This window comes from Rhodococcus sp. IEGM 1307, assembly GCF_030056915.1.
Taxonomy (GTDB): Bacteria; Actinomycetota; Actinomycetes; order Mycobacteriales; family Mycobacteriaceae; genus Rhodococcus_F; species Rhodococcus_F opacus_D.
The window spans coordinates 1-17,971 of sequence record NZ_JASHKW010000039.1; the positions used below are offsets into that span (position 1 = coordinate 1).

18 protein-coding genes and 2 riboswitches are annotated in these 17,971 nt (G+C 68.4%); of the genes, 16 read left to right on the top strand and 2 right to left on the bottom strand.

The features are described from left to right. Positions 1–60: 60 nt before the first annotated feature. Positions 61–852 (bottom strand): HAD-IIA family hydrolase, encoded by a 792-nt coding sequence (locus QM841_RS41255; RefSeq protein WP_280780012.1) that lies wholly within the window; start codon positions 850–852, stop codon positions 61–63. 76 nt (positions 853–928) lie between these two features. Beyond that, the gene (locus QM841_RS41260) at positions 929–1,696 is read right to left on the bottom strand and encodes a sulfite exporter TauE/SafE family protein (RefSeq protein ID WP_280779768.1); all 768 of its coding nucleotides are present in this window, start codon (positions 1,694–1,696) and stop codon (positions 929–931) included. 212 nt (positions 1,697–1,908) lie between these two features. After that, a riboswitch (SAM riboswitch) is annotated at positions 1,909–2,005 on the top strand. 7 nt (positions 2,006–2,012) lie between these two features. Between QM841_RS41260 and QM841_RS43700 the strand changes: the two genes are divergently transcribed. From QM841_RS43700 to QM841_RS41330, 16 genes are all read left to right on the top strand, one after another. Continuing rightward, a complete protein-coding gene (locus QM841_RS43700) occupies positions 2,013–2,087 on the top strand; it encodes a putative leader peptide (RefSeq protein ID WP_369426197.1) in 75 nt (24 codons plus the stop codon). Positions 2,088–2,232: 145 nt separating this feature from the next. Next, complete coding sequence (locus tag QM841_RS41265; RefSeq protein ID WP_502943330.1) at positions 2,233–3,213, top strand: amino acid ABC transporter permease; 981 nt, start codon at positions 2,233–2,235, stop codon at positions 3,211–3,213. Further along, positions 3,210–3,992, top strand: a complete 783-nt coding sequence (locus QM841_RS41270) for an amino acid ABC transporter ATP-binding protein (protein ID WP_283336535.1) — start codon at positions 3,210–3,212, stop codon at positions 3,990–3,992. The genes QM841_RS41265 and QM841_RS41270 overlap by 4 nt, the downstream gene beginning before the upstream one ends. A 37-nt stretch (positions 3,993–4,029) precedes the next feature. Then, positions 4,030–5,001 carry an ABC transporter substrate-binding protein gene (locus tag QM841_RS41275; protein WP_283336537.1) on the top strand — a complete coding sequence of 324 codons (972 nt, stop codon included), beginning with the start codon at positions 4,030–4,032 and terminating at the stop codon, positions 4,999–5,001. Positions 5,002–5,012: 11 nt separating this feature from the next. Beyond that, entirely contained in the window at positions 5,013–5,555 is a 543-nt protein-coding gene (locus QM841_RS41280; protein WP_283336538.1) for a GNAT family N-acetyltransferase, read from the top strand. Continuing rightward, positions 5,552–6,613 carry an LLM class flavin-dependent oxidoreductase gene (locus QM841_RS41285; RefSeq protein ID WP_283336539.1) on the top strand — a complete coding sequence of 354 codons (1,062 nt, stop codon included), beginning with the start codon at positions 5,552–5,554 and terminating at the stop codon, positions 6,611–6,613. The genes QM841_RS41280 and QM841_RS41285 overlap by 4 nt, the downstream gene beginning before the upstream one ends. After that, positions 6,610–7,668: an LLM class flavin-dependent oxidoreductase gene (locus QM841_RS41290; protein WP_283336540.1), complete on the top strand. Its 1,059-nt coding sequence runs from the start codon at positions 6,610–6,612 to the stop codon at positions 7,666–7,668. The genes QM841_RS41285 and QM841_RS41290 overlap by 4 nt, the downstream gene beginning before the upstream one ends. A gap of 15 nt (positions 7,669–7,683) precedes the next feature. Further along, the gene (locus QM841_RS41295; protein ID WP_283336541.1) at positions 7,684–9,078 is read left to right on the top strand and encodes an NtaA/DmoA family FMN-dependent monooxygenase; all 1,395 of its coding nucleotides are present in this window, start codon (positions 7,684–7,686) and stop codon (positions 9,076–9,078) included. Between the two features lie 47 nt (positions 9,079–9,125). After that, positions 9,126–9,219: riboswitch (SAM riboswitch) on the top strand. Positions 9,220–9,223: 4 nt separating this feature from the next. Next, complete coding sequence (locus tag QM841_RS43295; RefSeq protein WP_310794466.1) at positions 9,224–9,307, top strand: putative leader peptide; 84 nt, start codon at positions 9,224–9,226, stop codon at positions 9,305–9,307. Positions 9,308–9,460: 153 nt separating this feature from the next. After that, positions 9,461–11,095, top strand: a complete 1,635-nt coding sequence (locus QM841_RS41300) for an ABC transporter substrate-binding protein (protein WP_283336559.1) — start codon at positions 9,461–9,463, stop codon at positions 11,093–11,095. Positions 11,096–11,098: 3 nt separating this feature from the next. Then, positions 11,099–12,088: an ABC transporter permease gene (locus QM841_RS41305; RefSeq protein ID WP_283336542.1), complete on the top strand. Its 990-nt coding sequence runs from the start codon at positions 11,099–11,101 to the stop codon at positions 12,086–12,088. Further along, complete coding sequence (locus tag QM841_RS41310) at positions 12,081–13,001, top strand: ABC transporter permease (protein ID WP_283336543.1); 921 nt, start codon at positions 12,081–12,083, stop codon at positions 12,999–13,001. The genes QM841_RS41305 and QM841_RS41310 overlap by 8 nt, the downstream gene beginning before the upstream one ends. Beyond that, positions 12,998–14,677, top strand: a complete 1,680-nt coding sequence (locus QM841_RS41315; protein ID WP_283336544.1) for a dipeptide ABC transporter ATP-binding protein — start codon at positions 12,998–13,000, stop codon at positions 14,675–14,677. The genes QM841_RS41310 and QM841_RS41315 overlap by 4 nt, the downstream gene beginning before the upstream one ends. Next, on the top strand, positions 14,670–15,806 hold the full coding sequence (locus QM841_RS41320) for an LLM class flavin-dependent oxidoreductase (protein ID WP_283336545.1): 1,137 nt from the start codon (positions 14,670–14,672) through the stop codon (positions 15,804–15,806). Before QM841_RS41315 ends, QM841_RS41320 begins: the two co-directional genes overlap by 8 nt. 4 nt (positions 15,807–15,810) lie before the next feature. Then, positions 15,811–17,175, top strand: a complete 1,365-nt coding sequence (locus QM841_RS41325; protein ID WP_283336547.1) for an NtaA/DmoA family FMN-dependent monooxygenase — start codon at positions 15,811–15,813, stop codon at positions 17,173–17,175. Continuing rightward, complete coding sequence (locus QM841_RS41330) at positions 17,172–17,969, top strand: DUF1684 domain-containing protein (protein WP_283336548.1); 798 nt, start codon at positions 17,172–17,174, stop codon at positions 17,967–17,969. Before QM841_RS41325 ends, QM841_RS41330 begins: the two co-directional genes overlap by 4 nt. Positions 17,970–17,971: the final 2 nt, after the last annotated feature.

Below are 17,971 nucleotides of genomic sequence, written 5' to 3' on the forward strand. Positions count from 1 at the left end.
GTCGGGGCGCCGCGGCACGCGGAGACCCCGACCCGGAAATTTGAAACAGCCCCCCCGCGGTTAAGAAGTACTCACGGGCGGCGGAGCCGCATCGCCGAACGGATCCGACGTCCGGCCGACCAGGTCGGCGACCGATTTGAGCACCGCGGTGGGACGGTAGGGGAACAGTTCCACCGAATCCCGCGTCGAAATTCCGGTGAGGACGAGGATGGTCTGCAGGCCGGCCTCGAGCCCGCAGACGATGTCGGTGTCCATGCGGTCGCCGATCATCAGCGTGTTCGCGGAGTGCGCGCCGATGGCCCGCAACGCCGAGCGCATCATCAGCGCATTCGGCTTGCCCACGTAGTACGGGTCGCGACCGGTGGCCCTACTGATCAGTGCGGCAACGGATCCCGTGGCCGGAAGGGAACCCTCCCGGGACGGGCCGGTGGGGTCGGGGTTGGTGGCGATGAAGCGAGCGCCCCTCTCCACCAAACGAATTGCGGTGGTGATCGCCTCGAAGGAGTAAGTGCGGGTCTCGCCGAGGACCACGTAGTCGGGATCGTTGTCGGTGAGGACGTACCCGATGTCGTGCAGTGCGGTGGTGAGCCCGGATTCGCCGACGACGTAGGCGCTGCCGCCGGGGCGCTGGCTCGCCAGGAACGTCGCGGTGGCCAGGGCGGACGTCCAGATCGATTCCTCGGGAATGTCCAGGCCGGTGCGGAGCAGACGGGCGCGGAGGTCGCGCGGAGTCCTGATCGAATTGTTGGTGAGGACGATGAACGGGGTACCCGACTCCCGGAGTTCGGCGAGGAACAGGTCGGCCCCGGGAACCAGGTGCTCTTCGTGGACGAGAACGCCGTCCATGTCCATCAGATAGGTCCAGCCCGGGTGCTCTACGTCTTTGCTCACCGACTCAGTATGAGGGAGCGGGAGGGTGCATGCGCGACTATGCGAGCAGCCGGAACAGGCCGATGAGGCCGACGACGACGATGGTTCCCCGCAATGCGGTCGGCGACAGCCTGCGGCCGTAACGGGCACCGAGGACGCCTCCGAACAGCGAGCCCACCGCGATCAGGCCGGCGGCCGCCCAGCTGATCCGGTCGAAGGCCACGAGCGTGTACGCGGTCGCGGCGACGACGTTGACGAGGAGCGAGAGCAGGTTCTTCGCGCCGTTCATCCGTTGCAGGCTCTCCGGCAGGATCGCGCCCATCACACCCATCAGCAGGATGCCCTGCGCGGCGGTGAAGTATCCGCCGTACACGCCGACGGCGAACGTCCCGACGGTCAGCAGGGTGAGGCGCGCCGGGCTCAGGCCCGCCTCGTGGCTGCCGCGCTGCTTCGCCCAGGCCTGGATCTTCGGCTGCAGCACCACCAGGATCAGGGCGAGGATCAGCAACACCGGGACGACGAGTTCGAACACAGTTTCGGGTAGGTGCAGCAGTAGCCACGAGCCGAGAACCGCACCGCACAGCGACGCCGGGATCTGCCACCGCAGCCGCGGTCCCTGCCCGGCCAGTTCCCGCCGGTACCCCCACGTGCCGGACACGCCACCGGCGACCAGGCCGATCGCGTTCGACATCGTGGCGGTCACCGGAGGGAACCCGAACGCCACCAGGGTGGGGAAGGTGATGAGCGTGCCGCTGCCGACGATGGCGTTGATCGCGCCCGCGCCTACACCGGCTACCAGGATCGCGATGACTTCGAGTGGTGTCACCGAGGCGACGTTACAAGGGCCTCGGAAGGCCCGGCAGCCGGGTCGCACGACCACGGAGATGCAGGGCTGCACGCATCATCCAACCGCATCGATCTCCGTCTGTCAGTACTTCTGCGCACGGTGATTCTTGCGGCCGATCGGCACCATTTCCCCTGTGTTGCAGGGAAATACCCCGTGTTGACGGGGTTCGGGAATGCGGCTAGTGTTCGCTTCAACCATCCAGAGCGACCGAGAGACCTGGCTCGTTGACGTCGCAGCAACCCTTCCGAATTCTTCGGGTGCGGGTGCTACCGCCGGGATCGATGGAAGGCAGCACATGAACTACCCCGCGCGCCCTGCGTGGCGCAGACGGCACATCGACCTGTGCCGGACCACCTCCTGCCACTGTTGACGAGGTCTCACAGCACGCTCACCGGGCATTTCGCCCGGTGAGCGCCTGACGCGCGCCCGCATCCCGCGGAAGACGCGCCGTCCTCCTGTCCCGATACCAGGTGAAAGGCCGCCTCAGTGATGTCTGTCGTAAGTGGTGAGGAAGCGTGAGCGCCCCCGTCCGGGCGCGTTCGGCCGCGCCCCTCCATTCAGTGCCCTCCGGCGACGGGGACGCCGCGCTGGAAGTGGCGCGGAGGTGGCATCCGTGGCGGTGGATCGTCAGCGCCGCCGTGCTGGTCCTGCTCGCTCAGTTCGTCCACGGCCTCGCGACCAACCCGGGATGGGACTGGGCGACCTTCGCCAAGTACTTCACCGCCGGCTCCGTGCTGCAGGCGCTGTGGATGACGGTGAAGCTGACCTTGTGGGGGACGGTCCTCGGATTCGCACTCGGTGTGGTGCTGGCGGTCAGCCGCTTGTCGCACAACCCGGTGTTGCAGGTGATCGCCTGGGTGTACATCTGGGCGTTCCGGTCGATTCCGCTGATCGTGCAGCTCCTGTTCTGGTTCAACATCACATACCTGTATCAGACTCTGTCGCTGGGCATTCCGTTCGGTCCGGGCTTCTTCACGTTCGAGGTGAACGGTGTCATCAGCGGCTTCACCGCCGCCGTCATCGGTCTGGCCCTGCATCAGGCCGCGTACTCCGCCGAGATCATCCGCTCCGGCATCATCTCGGTGGACCACGGGCAGATCGAGGCGGCGCAGTCGCTGGGCATCCCGCGCCGACGCCAGTTCTTCAAGATCGTTCTGCCCCAGGCGATGCGCGGCATCCTGCCGAACGCCGCGAACGAGGTGATCAGCCTGTTCAAGGGCACCTCGATCGTGTCGACGATGGCAATCGCCGAACTGTTCTACCAGGTTCAGGTGATCTTCGGCCGCAACGGCCGCGTCGTGCCGCTGCTGATGGTCGCGACGATCTGGTACATCATCCTGACCACGCTGTTGTCGATCGGCCAGTACTACGTCGAGCGGCACTACGCGCGCGGATCGGCACGGGCGCTGCCGCCGACTCCGTGGCAGAAGCTCACCCGGAAGTTCGCCGAGATCCGTGACGCCGGTGTCTCCGTACCGAGAGGCGCCACGAAATGACAACCGAAGCCCATCCGGCGGAGTACGCGGTGGAAGTTCGCGGAGTCCACAAGTCCTTCGGCGCACTCGAAGTCCTGCGGGGTGTGGACCTGCTGGTCCGCAAGGGCGAGGTGACGGTGATCCTGGGGCCGTCGGGTTCCGGCAAGTCCACGCTGCTGCGCACGCTCAACCACCTGGAGAAGGTCGACCGCGGCACCATCCGCATCGACGGCGACCTCATCGGTTACCGGCGCAAGGGCGGCAAACTGCACGAACTGCGTGAACGCGACATCCTGAAGCAGCGTTCCCGGATCGGATTCGTCTTCCAGAACTTCAATCTGTTCCCTCACCTCACGGTGCTGGAGAACGTGATCGAGGCGCCGGTGTCGGCGCAGGGCCGCGACCGGGCCGAGGTCGAGGCCGAGGCGATTGCGCTGCTGGAACGGGTGGGCGTGGGTGACAAGGCCCACGAGTACCCGCGACAACTGTCCGGCGGCCAGCAGCAGCGGGTTGCGATCGCCCGGGCCCTCGCACTGCGCCCGGCGGTGATCCTGTTCGACGAGCCCACGTCTGCCCTCGACCCGGAACTGGTCGGCGAGGTCCTCGCCGTGATCAAGCAATTGGCACGGGACGGCGCGACCCTCGTGATCGTCACCCACGAGGTGGGCTTCGCGCGGGAGGTCGCCGACACGGCGGTCTTCATGGACGCCGGCGTCGTGGTGGAACAGGGCCCGCCCTCGCAGGTCATCGACAACCCGCAGCACGACCGCACCACAGCATTCCTCTCCCGAGTTCTCTGATTCTCCACACCTCGGTGTGGATCCCCGAAAGGCGCACATGTCCACCGCACGGTTCCGTACGAAAATTCTGGCCTCGGCCCTCACCACCGTCGCGCTGCTCGCCGCCGCATGCGGGGGCGGCGACGTCGAGGACGAGGGATCGGCGCCGACCTCGGCTGCCGGATACAACCTCACCGCCGACCAGAATCGCATCACCACCGACGAGGTCGAGTCGATCGCCGCGAAGGTTCCCCAACAGATTCGCGACCGCGGCACGCTCGTCGTGACGGGCAGCGCCGGCTCCGCCCCGCCCCTGCGTTTCTACGCCGACGACGACAAGACGCTCATCGGCTCGGAGACCGACTTCGCGTACCTGATCGGCGACGTTCTCGGGTTGAAGGTCGATCTCCAGGCGGCGGACTGGGCGCAGAACTTCGTCCGCATCGATTCGGGGGAGGCCGACGCGTTCATCTCCAACGTCACCGTCACCGAGGAGCGGAAGGAGAAGTACGACTTCTCGACGTACCGCCTCGACACGGTCGCGTTCGAGACGAAGAAGGACAGCGGCATCCAGATCAAGGAGCCCAAGGACGTCGCAGGTCTGAAGATCGCGGTCTCCTCCGGCACCAATCAGGAAGCGCTGCTGGTGAAGTGGAGTGAGGAGAACGTCGCGGCGGGGCTCGAACCGACCGACATCACCTACTACCAGAACGTCACCGACTACTACCTGCCCCTCGCGTCGGGCCGGATCGACGCCTACTTCGGGCCCAACCCGTCCTCGTCGTTCCACGTGGCGCAGGCCGGGGAGAGTGAGATCGCCGGAACGTTCTCGGGGGCGGGCGACGCCCTCCAGGGTGAGATCGCCGTGCTCACCAAGAAGGACAACGGACTGGTGGCCGCCGTCAACGAGGCCATCAACCACATCATCGAGAACGGTACGTACGCACAGGTTCTCGAACGCTGGAACATCGCGAGCGAGGCCGTCGGCACGTCGGTCGTCAACCCGCCCGGACTCCCGAAGACCAGCTGACAGGAGGACCAGTGACCGAGAGGACCGAATCCGTGCAGACCGTGTTCGTCGATCAGGCCGATCCGCTGGCCGCGCCGCTGCTCGAAGAACTGGCGATCGAATACAGCACCCGGTACGGGCGCACCCGCGACGAGATCTACGACGACCTCAGCACGTACCCGGCGGAGGAGTTCGCCGCACCGGGTGGCGGTTTGCTCGTTCTGGTCGACGACGGGACGTCCGTGGCGGGCGGGGCCTTCCGCCGCTACGACGACACGACGGCCGAACTCAAACGGATCTGGACCTCGTCGGCGCACCGCCGCCGCGGCCTCGGACGAATCGTGCTGCGGGAGCTCGAGGCCGCGATCGCCCGAGCAGGCTATTCCCGCATCTTCCTCACCACTGGGCCGCGGCAGCCCGAGGCGGTGGCCCTGTACCTGGCCGCGGGGTACACGGCGCTGTTCGACCGCTCCCTCCCACCGCAGGACGTCGGAATCCACGGATTCGAGAAGATCCTGCACACCCCTACCGCTCTGCCTTCCGTCTGGGCCGCAAAGGAGTACGAGTCCGTATGAAGTTTCTGCTGATGAGCCTGATCACTCACCACCCGGACCCGGTGACCGGGGAGAAGATCGGCACTGCGGCGAGGCTGCAGGAGGTCGTGGACTCCGCCGTCCTCGCCGAGCAACTGGGGTACGACGGGTTCGCGGTGGGCGAGCGCCACGAGCATCCCTTCCTGTCCTCGTCCCCGCCCGTGGTGCTCAGCGCCATCGCGGCGCGCACCAGCACGCTGCAGTTGTGGACCGCGGTGACCACGCTGAGCCTGCTCGACCCGGTCCGCGCGTTCGAGGACTACTCGACGCTGGACAACCTGTCGGGCGGCCGGTTGCAGCTCATCATCGGCAAGGGCAACGGCACCGCGCAGGCGGAGCTGTTCCACGTCACCCCGGACGACCAGTGGGACCGCAACCGCGAGGGCTACGAACTGTTCCGGCAGTTGTGGGAGAGCGAGGACGTCACCTGGGAAGGCACGTTCCGGCCGTCTCTCGAGCACGCTGTCGCCCTTCCGCGCCCGCTGCAGCGGCGGATCCGGATCTGGCACGGCAGCGCGACGAGCAAGGAGTCGGTGGATCTCGCTGCCCGCTACGGTGATCCGATCTTCTCGGCGAACGTCACGTATCCGATCGACTCGTACGCCGAACTCGTCCGGCACTACCGCGAACGGTGGGCGTACTACGGTCACGATCCCGCCGACGCCCTCGTCGGCGCCGGAACGGCCGGGTTCTACGTGACGGCGAACTCGCAGGATGCGCTGGACGTGTGGCGGCCGATTCACGCGGCTCGCCTCGACTTCGCCCGCAGCGCAGGACTTCCGGTGGTGTTCGAGACCGTGGAGGACTTCGTCGAACGCAGCTCCGCACTGATCGGCAGCCCGCAGCAGGTGATCGACAAGGTGCAGCGCTACCACGAGCAGTTCGGCCACGAGGTGATCCACCTGAGCGCCGACCGCGTCGGCAGCGACAAGCAGCACCGCGAAAGCCTGGAGCTGTTCCAGGCCGAGGTGGCAACCGGGCTGCGCGAGACCATTCCGAGCCGACCCCTCGCGGCCGGCACCGAGGAGGAAAACTCATGAGCCTGGTTCTGGGCATCGAACTCGACGGCGAGGGTGCGCATCCCGAAGCCTGGCGGCGAGCCGCGCACACACCGGACCGGTTGCTGACCGGGCGAACGGTGGCGGACCGGGTCGCGGCCGCGGAAAACGCCGCTTTCACGTTCGCGTCTTTCGACGATTCGCTCCTGCCGCCCGGCGCCGACGGGGGACCCGTGGGCCGGATCGACGCGGTGAACCGCGCAGCGTTCGTCGCCGCGACCACCAGCACGATCGGACTCGTACCGGTCGTCGGCACTACGTACGCCGAGCCGTTCCACACGTCCTCCCAGCTCGCGACGCTCGACTACGCGTCGCGCGGTCGCGGCGGCTGGATCGCGGCACGCGACACCGACCCGCGGGTCGCGAGCGCACTGGGCCGGGCCGAGGTCACCACACCCGCCGACCTCGCGCGGGAGGAACGGGACGCGATCACCGTGGTCCGGGACCTGTGGGATTCGTGGGAGGACGACGCGGTGATCCGCGACTACGCGACCGGACGTTTCGTCGACCGCGACCGATTGCACTACATCGACTTCCGGGGCGAGACGTACTCGGTGAAGGGTCCGGCCATCGTGCCCCGGCCACCGCAGGGGCAATTGGTGGTATTCGGCCGCGCGGGGCACACGGATCCGTCGCTGGTCGACGTGGTGCTGGTGTCCGGACCGACACTCGAGGACACCACCGCGGCCGCCGGGCGCGCGAAGGCCGGCGGCGCACCGCTGGTGGTCGCCGAACTGGATGTCGCGCTCGGCTCGTCGACGCCTGACCCGCCGAGCGGACGGCTGTCGTTCGCCGGCGACGCCACCGGGCTGCTGGAACTGCTCCGCGCCCTGGATACGCACGTCGACGGTGTGCGCCTGCATCCCGCCGTCGTCGACGAGGATCTTCCGGTGCTCGCGCGATACGTGGTCCCGGCACTTCTCCGTGCCGGCATCGCCCACCGCCCCGTCCCCGGTTCGACCCTGCGCAGCACGCTGGGCCTCGACCGTCCCATCACCCGATTCCAGGCCGAGCGCCTCGAAGACTCCTCTCGCTGAAAGGTTGTGGAGAACATGACCGACAACTCGTACGCCAGGCCCGGCGCCCAGGTGCACTTCGGTGTCTTCTTCCAGGGCGTCAACCACACGACGATCTGGTCCGATCCGTCGAGCGGGTCGCAGATCGACTTCGAAACGTTCCGTCGGGTGGCACTGACCGCCGAGCGCGGCCTGTTCGACGCCTTCTTCCTCGGTGAGGGCCTGCGTCTGCGGGAACAGGAAGGCAAGATTCTCGATCTCGACATCGTGGGCAGGCCGGACGCGATCACCCAGCTCTCGGCGCTGGCCGGCATCACCCGGCACATCGGGTTGGTGGCCACCCAGAACACCACCTACAACGAGCCCGCCGACCTCGCCCGGCGGCTGTCCGGGCTGGACCTGCTGTCCGGTGGCCGTGCCGGCTGGAACGCCGTCACCACGGACAACGCGTGGACCGGTGAGAACTTCCGGCGCGGCGGCTTCCTCGATCACGCCGACAGGTACGAGCGGGCCGGGCAGTTCCTCGACACCGCCCGGGCGATCTGGGATGCGTGGGTAGACGGCGCGGTCGCGACGAGCACCGACGCGCCGTCGTGGTCGACCCCGGACGGTGTGCAGGAGGTGTCCCGGCGCACGTCACAGTTCGACGTCACGGTCACCCCCACGCTGCCGCGCAGCGCGCAGGGGCATCCCGTCATCTTCCAGGCCGGCGACTCACCGGCGGGCCGGGACTTCGCGGCCGCGCACACCGACGTGATCTTCTCCCGGCACGGAACGCATTTCGACGAGGCGCTCGCCTTCGCCGAGGACATCCGGGCGAGACTGCGTCGTGCCGGCCGTCCCGAGGACGACGTCAAGATTCTGCCGGGCACGCAGATCGTGCTCGCGGAGAACGCGTCCGAGGTGGAGGAGAAGGTGCGCTGGGTTCTCGAGGGCCAGTACACCGGGCAGACGGCGTTGTCGCTGGTCGGTCAGGTGTGGGGCCGCGATCTGTCCGATCGCGACCCGGACGGTCCACTGCCCGAATTCGATCCGGTGCCCGCGCCGATCTCCGTCACCCGTGGGGCGGCGCGTGACGGAAAGGATCCGCTCGCCATCGCCCGGGAATGGCGGGCCCTGGCAGAGGCGCAGAACCTGTCGCTGCGTCAGGTTGCGATCGCGACCACCCAGCGCTCCGGATTCGCCGGTACTCCCGGGCAGGTCGCCGACGAACTCACCCGGTGGGTTCGCAGTGGGGCCACGGACGGGTTCAACATCTCGCCGTATCTGGTGCCCACCGGACTCGACGAGATCGTCGACCTGCTTGTGCCCGAATTGCAGGAGCGAGGTTCGTACCGAACGGAATACGAAGGCTCCACCCTGCGTGAACATCTCGGTCTCCGGCCCGCTCTGTCGCGGCGGGAACTCCCGCCCCGGCAGGCCGTGGGGTAACGGGGGTCCGTGTGGCGCGGCGACCGGCGATCTCTTACACTCGGTAACGACCATCCAGAGCGACCGAGAGACCTGGCTCGTTGACGTCGCAGCAACCCCCCGCCCTGCGGGTGCGGGTGCTACCGCCGGGATCGATGGAGGAACGATGTTGACCGAAGGTTTCGTGAGCGCCTGGGGGCGTCTCCACGTCGATCTCTGCCGGCTGTCCACCTCGATCTGTCACAGCTGACCTGACACCCCGATCCGTCGGGGTTCCGGCTCTTCACACCGCATCCGCGTCGGATCCGGTGTCCCTCACCTTCCTGTGCGCGTGAGCGCTGCCGAATCGACTTGGCAGCACGCACGGCACTTCTTCGAGATCACGGAGTTCTCGGTGCCATCAGTGCTTTTGTCCTCGCCCCACCGCGGTGCCCGCATCGCAGCAGGTATCGGTGCCGTTGCCGTGCTGGCCACGGCGCTCACCGCCTGCGGTGGCGGTTCCAGCAGTTCCTCCGCGGATGCGGGCCCCGCGCAGCCCGGCGGCACACTCCGCTACGGCCTGTCCCAGGCACCCACGTGCGCCGACCCCGCGCAGTCGGGCACGAATCAGACGGTCTACGTGGCTCGTCAGGTGGTGGACTCGCTCACCGACCAGGACCCGGAGACGGGCGAACTGAAGCCGTGGCTCGCCGAGAGCTGGGAAACCGGCGCCGACGCGTCCTCCTTCACGTTCCACCTGAAGGAGGGGGTGACGTTCAGTGACGGAACACCTTTCACCGCGGAGTCGGTGAAGAAGAATCTCGACGCCATCGTGAACACCCTCTCCGGCGCCAAGGCCCCGCTCGGTGCCAGCTACCTCGCCGGTTACACCGGTACCACCGTGATCGACCCGCTGACGGCGCAGGTCGACTTCGCCGCACCCAACGCGCAGTTCCTGCAGGCGTCGTCCACCCCGCAGCTGGGCATCCTGTCCGATGCGTCCGTCGCGAAGTCCGCCGAAGAACGGTGCACCGGCAACATCTCGGGCACCGGACCGTTCACGTACGCCGACTACCAGCAGGACAAGTCGGTGACCCTCGCCAAGCGCGCCGGATACAACTGGGGTTCGGACGTGTTCGGCCATGACGGCGAGGCCTACCTCGACACCATCGAGTTCAGCGTCGTGCCCGAATCCGGTGTCCGCACGGGCAGCCTGTCCTCGGGACAGCTGGACGCGATCAGCGACGCGTTGCCGCAGGACGCCCCGCAGATCGAAGGCGCGGGCGGGCAGGTGCTCACCACGTCGAACCCCGGGACCCCGTTCGGCTTCCAGCCCAACGTGACTCGCGGACCGCTCGTCGACCCCGTCGTGCGCAGCGCGCTGGTCCCGGCGATCAACCGGCAGGAACTGGTCGACACCGTACTCGGTCCCAACTTCACACCCGCCACCAGCACGCTGGCCAGTCGCACCCCGGGCTACGTGGCGCTGCCGGACGTGACGTACGACCCGGAGAAGGCGAAGTCGATTCTGGATCAGGCGGGCTGGGTTCCCGGTGCCGACGGCATCCGCGAGAAGAGCGGTCAGAAGCTGAGCTTCCCCGTTCTGTTCAGCTCCGTGTTCGCCGGCAACCAGGCCATCCTCGAACTGGTGCAGCAGCAGCTCAAAGAGGTGGGAGTGGATCTGCAGCTGAATCTCGTGTCCACTCCGGAGTCCATCGCCCGCCAGAATTCCAAGGACTTCGACGCCACCTACTACAACAGCACCCGCGCCGACGGTGACATCCTCCGCACCCAGTTCGGCCTCGACGGCCGCAACCTGAACAACCGCGGACCGATTCCCGCGCTCGACGACGTGCTCGCGAAGCAACTCGCCACCACCGACACCACCGAGCGGAGCGCGCTCGTCGCCGACGCCCAGCAACAGGTGCTCGACAACGGTCTGTGGATCCCCACGGTGGAGTTGTCGCAGGCGATCGGCGCAGGTCCCAACGTGCAGGACCTGAAGTTCGAGGCCTCGGCCCGGCTCCAGTTCTTCGACACCTGGATCAGCGGACGCTGAGCCATGATTCGCTACCTCGGACTACGCGTGCTGCAGGCGATCGCCGTCCTGTGGGCGACGTTCACCGTGTCGTTCGCCGTGCTGTTCCTGCTGCCGTCCGACCCGGTGAGCATCGCCGTCGACTCGGCGACCACCGGAACGACGGTCGACGCGGCCGCCGTCGCGGAGCTGCAGGCGCGGTACGGCCTCGACCAGCCGGTGTGGGTGCAGTACTGGAACTCGCTGAGCCACGCCGTCCGCGGTGACTTCGGGTACTCGATCGCCACCGGGCAATCGGTGACCGAGGCGATCGGGAACGCGGTCCCCAGCACGCTCGCGCTGGCGTCGGCGGCGCTGGTTCTCGCGGTCGTGTTCGGGGCAGCGGTCGCGTTCCTCGCCACCTACACCAGGGTCCACTGGGTGCGGAATCTGCTGTTCTCACTGCCTCCGCTCGGTGTCGCGGTGCCGACATTCTGGGTGGGACTGATTCTGCTGCAGCTATTCTCGTTCCGGCTGAAGGCCTTCCCGGCGTTCGGTGACCAGGGGATCGCGACGCTGGTGCTCCCCGCGGTGACGCTCGCGCTGCCGACCGGTGCCGTGATCGCGCAGGTGCTCGCGGCGAGTCTGCAGACCACGTGGCGGCAGCCGTTCATCGAAGCCGCGCGGGCGAAGGGCGCGTCCCGCTGGCAGATTCAGACCCGGAACGCGCTGCGCCTGTCGAGCATTCCGGCGTTCACCATCGCCGGTGTGCTCGTGGGTAATCTGCTGGCCGGATCGGTCGTCGTCGAGACGGTGTTCTCGCGCGCCGGCGTGGGGCGGCTCACCCAGACGTCCGTGATGGCGCAGGACATTCCGGTGGTCCAGGGAATCGTGGTGCTGAGCTCGGTCGTCTACGTACTCGTCAATCTCGCCGTCGATCTGCTCTATCCGCTGATCGATCCCCGGATCGTCGAGGGCAGGCGCAGTTCCGGCCGCAACACCACCGCGGATGTGGAGGAGAAGGTTCATGTCTGACATCCTCACCAGGGAACTGATCGAGGAGGCCGAGGGTTTCGGCGCTCCGCCGACCGAACCGCCTCCCGTGGTCGCGTCCGAGTCGGACAGTCGCGGACGCCGCGCGGTGCCGTGGTTGCGTCGCAATCTCGTGCTGGTGGCCTCGGCCGCCGTGCTCCTCGTCGCGGTCGGATTCGCGGTGGCGCCGTCGGTGTTCGCGAGCGGCGACCCGCTGGTCGGGGTGCCCGCCCAGAAACTGCAGGCGCCGAGTGCCGCGCATTGGTTCGGCACCGACAACATCGGCCGTGACGTGTATACCCGCGTGGTCCACGGTGCCGGATTATCTTTGACCGCAACGCTGTTGGCCGTGGGTATCGCGCTGGTCGTCGGTTCGCTGATCGGCCTGCTGTCCGGTGCCGTCGGAGGTGCGCTGGACGCCGTCCTGATGCGCGTCGTCGACGTCCTCCTGTCGATCCCCGCCCTGCTGCTCTCGCTCGCACTGGTGACCGCGCTGGGGTTCGGCACGGTCAACGTGGCGATCGCGGTGGGCGTGTCGCTGATCGCGAACTTCGCCCGCGTGATGCGGTCGGAGGTGCTGCGAGTACGCCGGTCGCTGTACGTCGAGGCGGCGTTCGCGTCGGGTGTCCGCTGGCACACGGTGCTGCGCCGCCACGTTCTGCGGAACTCGTACGCGCCTGTCGTGGCACTCGCCGCCGTCGAGTTCGGGATGGCGGTCCTCGCGGTGTCGTCGCTGAGCTTCCTCGGGTTCGGCGCGGTGCCGCCCACCCCGGAATGGGGCTCGCTGATCTCCGAGGGCCGGAACTACCTCGCCACCGCGTGGTGGATGACCACCCTGCCCGGACTGGTGATCGTGGCCGTCGTGCTGTCGGCGCACCGACTCGGGCATGCACTCGAACAGAGGGAAGCGCGATGAGCTCGACGACTACTGCTGCGGCAGGCACCACGGCGCCGCTACTCCAGGTCTCCGGACTGCGGGTGGCGTACGGGAGCGTGAGCGATCCCGCCGTGGCCGTGAAAGGCGTCGACCTCACGGTGTCGCGCGGGGAAGTGGTGGCCGTGGTCGGCGAGTCCGGCTCCGGGAAATCCACCACGGCGCACGCGATCCTCGGATTGCTCAGCGGATCCGGGCGGGCCGTGGCCGGCACCGTCACGTTCGACGGTGAGCGTCTCGACACCAAGTCGGAGCGCGCACTCGAGCGGATCCGCGGCGCCCGGATCGGGCTGGTTCCCCAGGACCCGACGACGTCGCTCAACCCCGTCCTGAGAGTCGGCGCCCAGGTGGCGGAGGTGCTCCGGATCCACGGTCTCGCCGACCGGCGGACGGCAGGCATCGAGGCAGTGCGCATTCTCGCCGAGGCCGGGATCGACAAGCCCGAGGTGCGGGCGAGGCAGTACCCGCAGGACCTGTCGGGCGGGCAACGGCAGCGCGTCCTGATCGGGATCGCGCTGGCGTGCAGCCCCGAACTCGTGATCGCGGACGAGCCGACCAGCGCACTCGACGTCACCGTGCAGCGCCGGATTCTCGATCACCTCGACGCGCGGATCGCCGAGTCCGGCACCGCGGTCCTGCTGATCACGCACGATCTGGGTGTCGCCGCCGACCGTGCCGACCGGATCGTGGTGATGAGCGAGGGTGAGGTGGTGGAAGCGGGCCCCACCCGCGAGATCCTCGAGAACCCACAGCACGAGTACACCCGCACCCTGCTGGCCGCGGCGCCGAGTCTCGCGGTGGGACGGGGGCCCAGTCGCGCCGCGGAGGCGGGCGGAGCCGAACCCGATGTCCTGCTGCGCGTGTCCGGGGTGTCCAAGACGTTCCGGATCGACCGGCGCACGGCCATCGACGCCGTCCAGGGCGTGTCGTTCGAGGTTCCCCGCGGGCGCACGCTGTCGCTGGTGGGGGAGTCCGGGTCCGGCAAGTCCACGGTGGCCCGGATCGCGATCCGGTTGGAATCTCCCACCGCGGGCCGCGTCGAGTTCGACGGCCGGGACATCACCGGCCTGCGCGGCGGCGCGCTGCGTGCCCTGCGCCGCCGAGTGCAGATCGTGTACCAGAACCCGTATGCGTCCCTCGATCCGAAGCTGACGATCGCGGACATCGTCGCGGAACCGCTCGGTGCGTTCGGTGTCGGCACCCGGGCGGAACGGGCGGCACGAGTCGCCGAACTGCTCGAACAGGTCGCGTTGCCGCGTACCTACCTCGAACGCAGACCGGCCGAGCTGTCCGGTGGGCAACGGCAGCGGGTCGCGATCGCCCGCGCGCTCGCGCTGCACCCGGAACTCGTCGTGCTCGACGAACCGGTGTCCGCGCTGGACGTCTCGGTGCAGTCGCAGATCCTCGGGCTGCTCGAGCGCCTGCAGCGGGAACTCGGGCTCAGCTACCTCTTCATCTCGCACGACCTCGCCGTGGTCCGGCAGATCAGCGACACGGTCGCGGTGATGCAGTCCGGCCACATCGTCGAATCGGGCACCGCGGCAGCAATATTCGACAATCCCCGCCACGACTACACCCGGCAGTTGCTCGACGCCATCCCGGGACGATCCGTCGTGCGTCCACGTTCTGCACAGCTGGAGGAATCGATTCATGCCTGAGCCACACGACCCGCTCGTCGCCGTCGATCTGTACGGCACGGGGATTCACCCGCAGTCCTGGCGTCGTCCGGACTCGCGCGCTGAGGACCTCTTCACCGCCGGCTACTGGACCGGCCTGCTCGGGCAGGCCGACTCGGCCGGAGTGGACCTCGCGTTCGTCGGCGATACCTTCGCGATCGCCACGACGGGACATGCCGATCAGCGTGGGCAACTGGACGCCGTGGCGATCGCCGCACGGGCCGTCGCGCCCACCGAGCGGATCGGCCTGGTTCCCACGGTGACTGTCACCCACACCGAGCCGTTCCACGTGTCCAAGGCCATCGCGAGCCTCGACCACGCGTCGCTCGGCCGTGCCGGATGGCAGGTGGACGTGTCGGCCGGTCAGGCGCAGGCGAATCTGTTCGGACGCAAGGACGCGCAGGATGCCGAGAGTCTGTGGGCGGAGGCGGCCGACGCGATCGAGGTCGTGAGCCTGCTGTGGGACAGCTGGGAGGACGACGCCGAGATCCGCGACGTCGCCACCGGCCGCTTCATCGACCGGGACAAGCTGCACTACATCGACTTCGAGGGCACGCACTTCTCCGTGAAGGGTCCCTCGATCACGCCGCGGTCGCCGCAGGGGCAGTCGCTGATCGTGATCGGCGCGCGGGACGAGCACTCCACCAGGGTGGCCGCCGCGCGTGCCGACGTGATCCGCATCGGCGCACCCACCGTGGACGCGGCACGTGACGTCGCGGACCGGGTGCGGTGTGCCGCCACCGAGACCGGCCGGGACCCCGCCTCGCTGCGGATCCTGCTCGACGTCGAGGTGGTGATCGCCGAGACCCCCGACGCCGCGGAACGCGACCTCGCCCAGCTCGAGAACTGGTCCGGCAGCCGGTACGAGCCCGCGTCGATTCTCCACCGCGGCGACGCGGCGGGCCTCTCCCGCCTGATCACCGACGTGGTGGGCGCCGGGGGCGTCGACGGCGTGACCCTCCGGCCGCTGGCGCTCTCGTCCGGCCTGAACGAGATCACCGAGCGCGTCCTGCCGCTGCTGCGGCCGGGCGACCGAGCGCCCGACAGCGGGGTGCTCCGGGAGCGGCTCGGCTTCGCCCGTCCCGTCAATCACTTCGCCGGACAGGACTGACATCATGAGCAACCAGCGCAAGCAGATTCATCTCGCCGCGCACTTTCCCGGCGTCAACAACACCACCGTGTGGAGCGACCCCGAATCGAAGAGCCAGATCGACTTCGACTCGTTCGTGCACCTCGCGGAGACCGCCGAACGCGGATTGTTCGACTTCTTCTTCCTCGCCGAGGGCCTGCGCCTGCGTGAGCACCGAGGCCAGATCCACGACCTCGACGTGGTGGGCCGCCCCGACACCTTGACGGTGCTCGGCGCACTCGCCGGAGTCACCACGCATCTGGGCCTGGCGGGGACGATCAACACCACGTTCAACGAACCGTACGAGTTGGCACGGCAATTCGCCTCGCTCGACCATCTGTCCGACGGCCGGGCCGCGTGGAACATGGTGACGTCCTCGGACGCGTTCACGGGGGAGAACTTCCGGCGCGGGGGATACCTCGACAAGGCCGACCGGTACGTCCGCGCAGGCGAACTGATCGAGGGCGCCCGCAAGTTCTGGGACAGCTGGGATCAGGATGCGCTGCAGATCGACCGCGCCCGGGGGGTGTTCGCCCCGGACAACTCGATCCGCGACGTCACCCACTCCGGCTCCCAATTCGACATCCGGGGGCGGTTCACGATTCCCCGGAGCCCGCAGGGGCACCCGGTGCTGCTGCAGGCGGGCGACTCCGATCAGGGCCGCGAATTCGGGGCCGCGCAGGCGGACGCGATCTTCACCATCCACGGGTCGCTCGAGGACGGCCAGAAGTTCTACACGGACGTCAAGGGCAGGCTGGCGAAGTACGGGCGCAGCGACGGTGATCTCAAGGTGCTGCCGGCGGCGACGTTCGTGCTGGGCGACTCCGCGGCGGACGCGGCCGAGCGCGCCGATCACATCAGGCACCAGCAGGTGGGCCCGCAGACGGCGATCGCGTTTCTCGAACAGGTGTGGGGCCGCGACCTTTCCGCGTATGACCCGGACGGTCCGCTGCCGGACGTCGAACCGGCCGACGACACGAACATCACCCGCGGCCGGGTGCGGCACGCGAAGGACCCCCGCGAGATCGCTGCCGCGTGGCGGGCGAAGGCGGAAGCCGAGAAACTCAGCATCCGGGAACTGATCATCGCGGTCACCACCCGCCAGCAGTTCGTCGGCACCGCCGCCGAGGTGGCCGAGGAGATCGACCGCTACGTGCAGGCGGATGCGTGTGACGGCTTCATCCTGGTACCGCACCTCACTCCGGGCGGGCTCGACGAGTTCGTCGAGAAGGTGGTCCCGGAATTGCAGAACCGCGGCAGTTTCCGCTCCGAGTACTCGGGGACGACCCTGCGCAGTCATCTCGGACTGCGCCATCCGCATCACCAGACAGAAGGAGTTCGGGCATCATGACCGCAGTCACGGCAGGCGCGACATTCGAGCAGGACTGGCAGGACTGGCATTCGGGGCGAGAGGAGTCTTTCCGCGACCCGCTGGGATGGCTGAGTCTCACCGCCCTGCACTGGCTCGTCGAGACCGACACCACGTTCCCCGATCTGCCCGGGAAGTGGCGGGCCGACGCGGACGGTGTGGTGATCACGGCGACCGCCGACGCCGGGCTCGAGGTCGACGGCGAACCCGTCGACGGCACGGCGGCCCTCGCACCTCTGGAGGGCGCACCCGGTCAGCTCGTGCGGCACGGGAGCCGCAACATCGAGGTGATCCGGAGAACCGGTGACGTCGCCCTGCGGATCCACGACCCCGAGGCGGGCACTCTCGCCGCGTTCACCGGCATCCCCACGTTCCCGCCCGCGCGGCAGTGGTCCGTGCCGGCGACGTTCACCCCGTTCCCGCAGTCCCGCGTCGTGACGACGGGTGCGGTCGTCGAGGGGCTCGAGCACCACCACACGGCGCTGGGGACGCTGACCTTCGACTACGACGGCGCCGCACACGAACTCGTCGCGTTCGCAGGCAAGAACGGTGGCCTGCACGTTCTGTTCACCGACGCCACCAGCGGGGTCAGCACGTACCCCGCGGCGCGGTCACTGGCCGTGGACGCTCCCGCCGCCGACGGCCGGGTGATCCTCGATTTCAACCGGGCGGCCAACCTGCCGTGCGCGTTCACCGACTACGCCACCTGCCCGGTCGCGCCCGCCGAGAACCGGCTGACGCTCGCGGTCGAGGCCGGCGAGAAGAACCCGCGGTAGGC

Bases quoted from the DNA above. Each gene is read 5' to 3' on its own strand.
- QM841_RS41255 (WP_280780012.1), bottom strand. From the start codon at position 852: ATGGACATGGACGGCGTTCTCGTCCACGAAGAGCACCTGGTTCCCGGG.
- QM841_RS41270 (WP_283336535.1), top strand. From the start codon at position 3,210: ATGACAACCGAAGCCCATCCGGCGGAGTACGCGGTGGAAGTTCGCGGA.
- QM841_RS41275 (WP_283336537.1), top strand. From the start codon at position 4,030: ATGTCCACCGCACGGTTCCGTACGAAAATTCTGGCCTCGGCCCTCACC.
- QM841_RS41285 (WP_283336539.1), top strand. From the start codon at position 5,552: ATGAAGTTTCTGCTGATGAGCCTGATCACTCACCACCCGGACCCGGTG.
- QM841_RS41290 (WP_283336540.1), top strand. From the start codon at position 6,610: ATGAGCCTGGTTCTGGGCATCGAACTCGACGGCGAGGGTGCGCATCCC.
- QM841_RS41295 (WP_283336541.1), top strand. From the start codon at position 7,684: ATGACCGACAACTCGTACGCCAGGCCCGGCGCCCAGGTGCACTTCGGT.
- QM841_RS43295 (WP_310794466.1), top strand. From the start codon at position 9,224: ATGTTGACCGAAGGTTTCGTGAGCGCCTGGGGGCGTCTCCACGTCGAT.
- QM841_RS41305 (WP_283336542.1), top strand. From the start codon at position 11,099: ATGATTCGCTACCTCGGACTACGCGTGCTGCAGGCGATCGCCGTCCTG.
- QM841_RS41310 (WP_283336543.1), top strand. From the start codon at position 12,081: ATGTCTGACATCCTCACCAGGGAACTGATCGAGGAGGCCGAGGGTTTC.
- QM841_RS41315 (WP_283336544.1), top strand. From the start codon at position 12,998: ATGAGCTCGACGACTACTGCTGCGGCAGGCACCACGGCGCCGCTACTC.
- QM841_RS41320 (WP_283336545.1), top strand. From the start codon at position 14,670: ATGCCTGAGCCACACGACCCGCTCGTCGCCGTCGATCTGTACGGCACG.
- QM841_RS41325 (WP_283336547.1), top strand. From the start codon at position 15,811: ATGAGCAACCAGCGCAAGCAGATTCATCTCGCCGCGCACTTTCCCGGC.
- QM841_RS41330 (WP_283336548.1), top strand. From the start codon at position 17,172: ATGACCGCAGTCACGGCAGGCGCGACATTCGAGCAGGACTGGCAGGAC.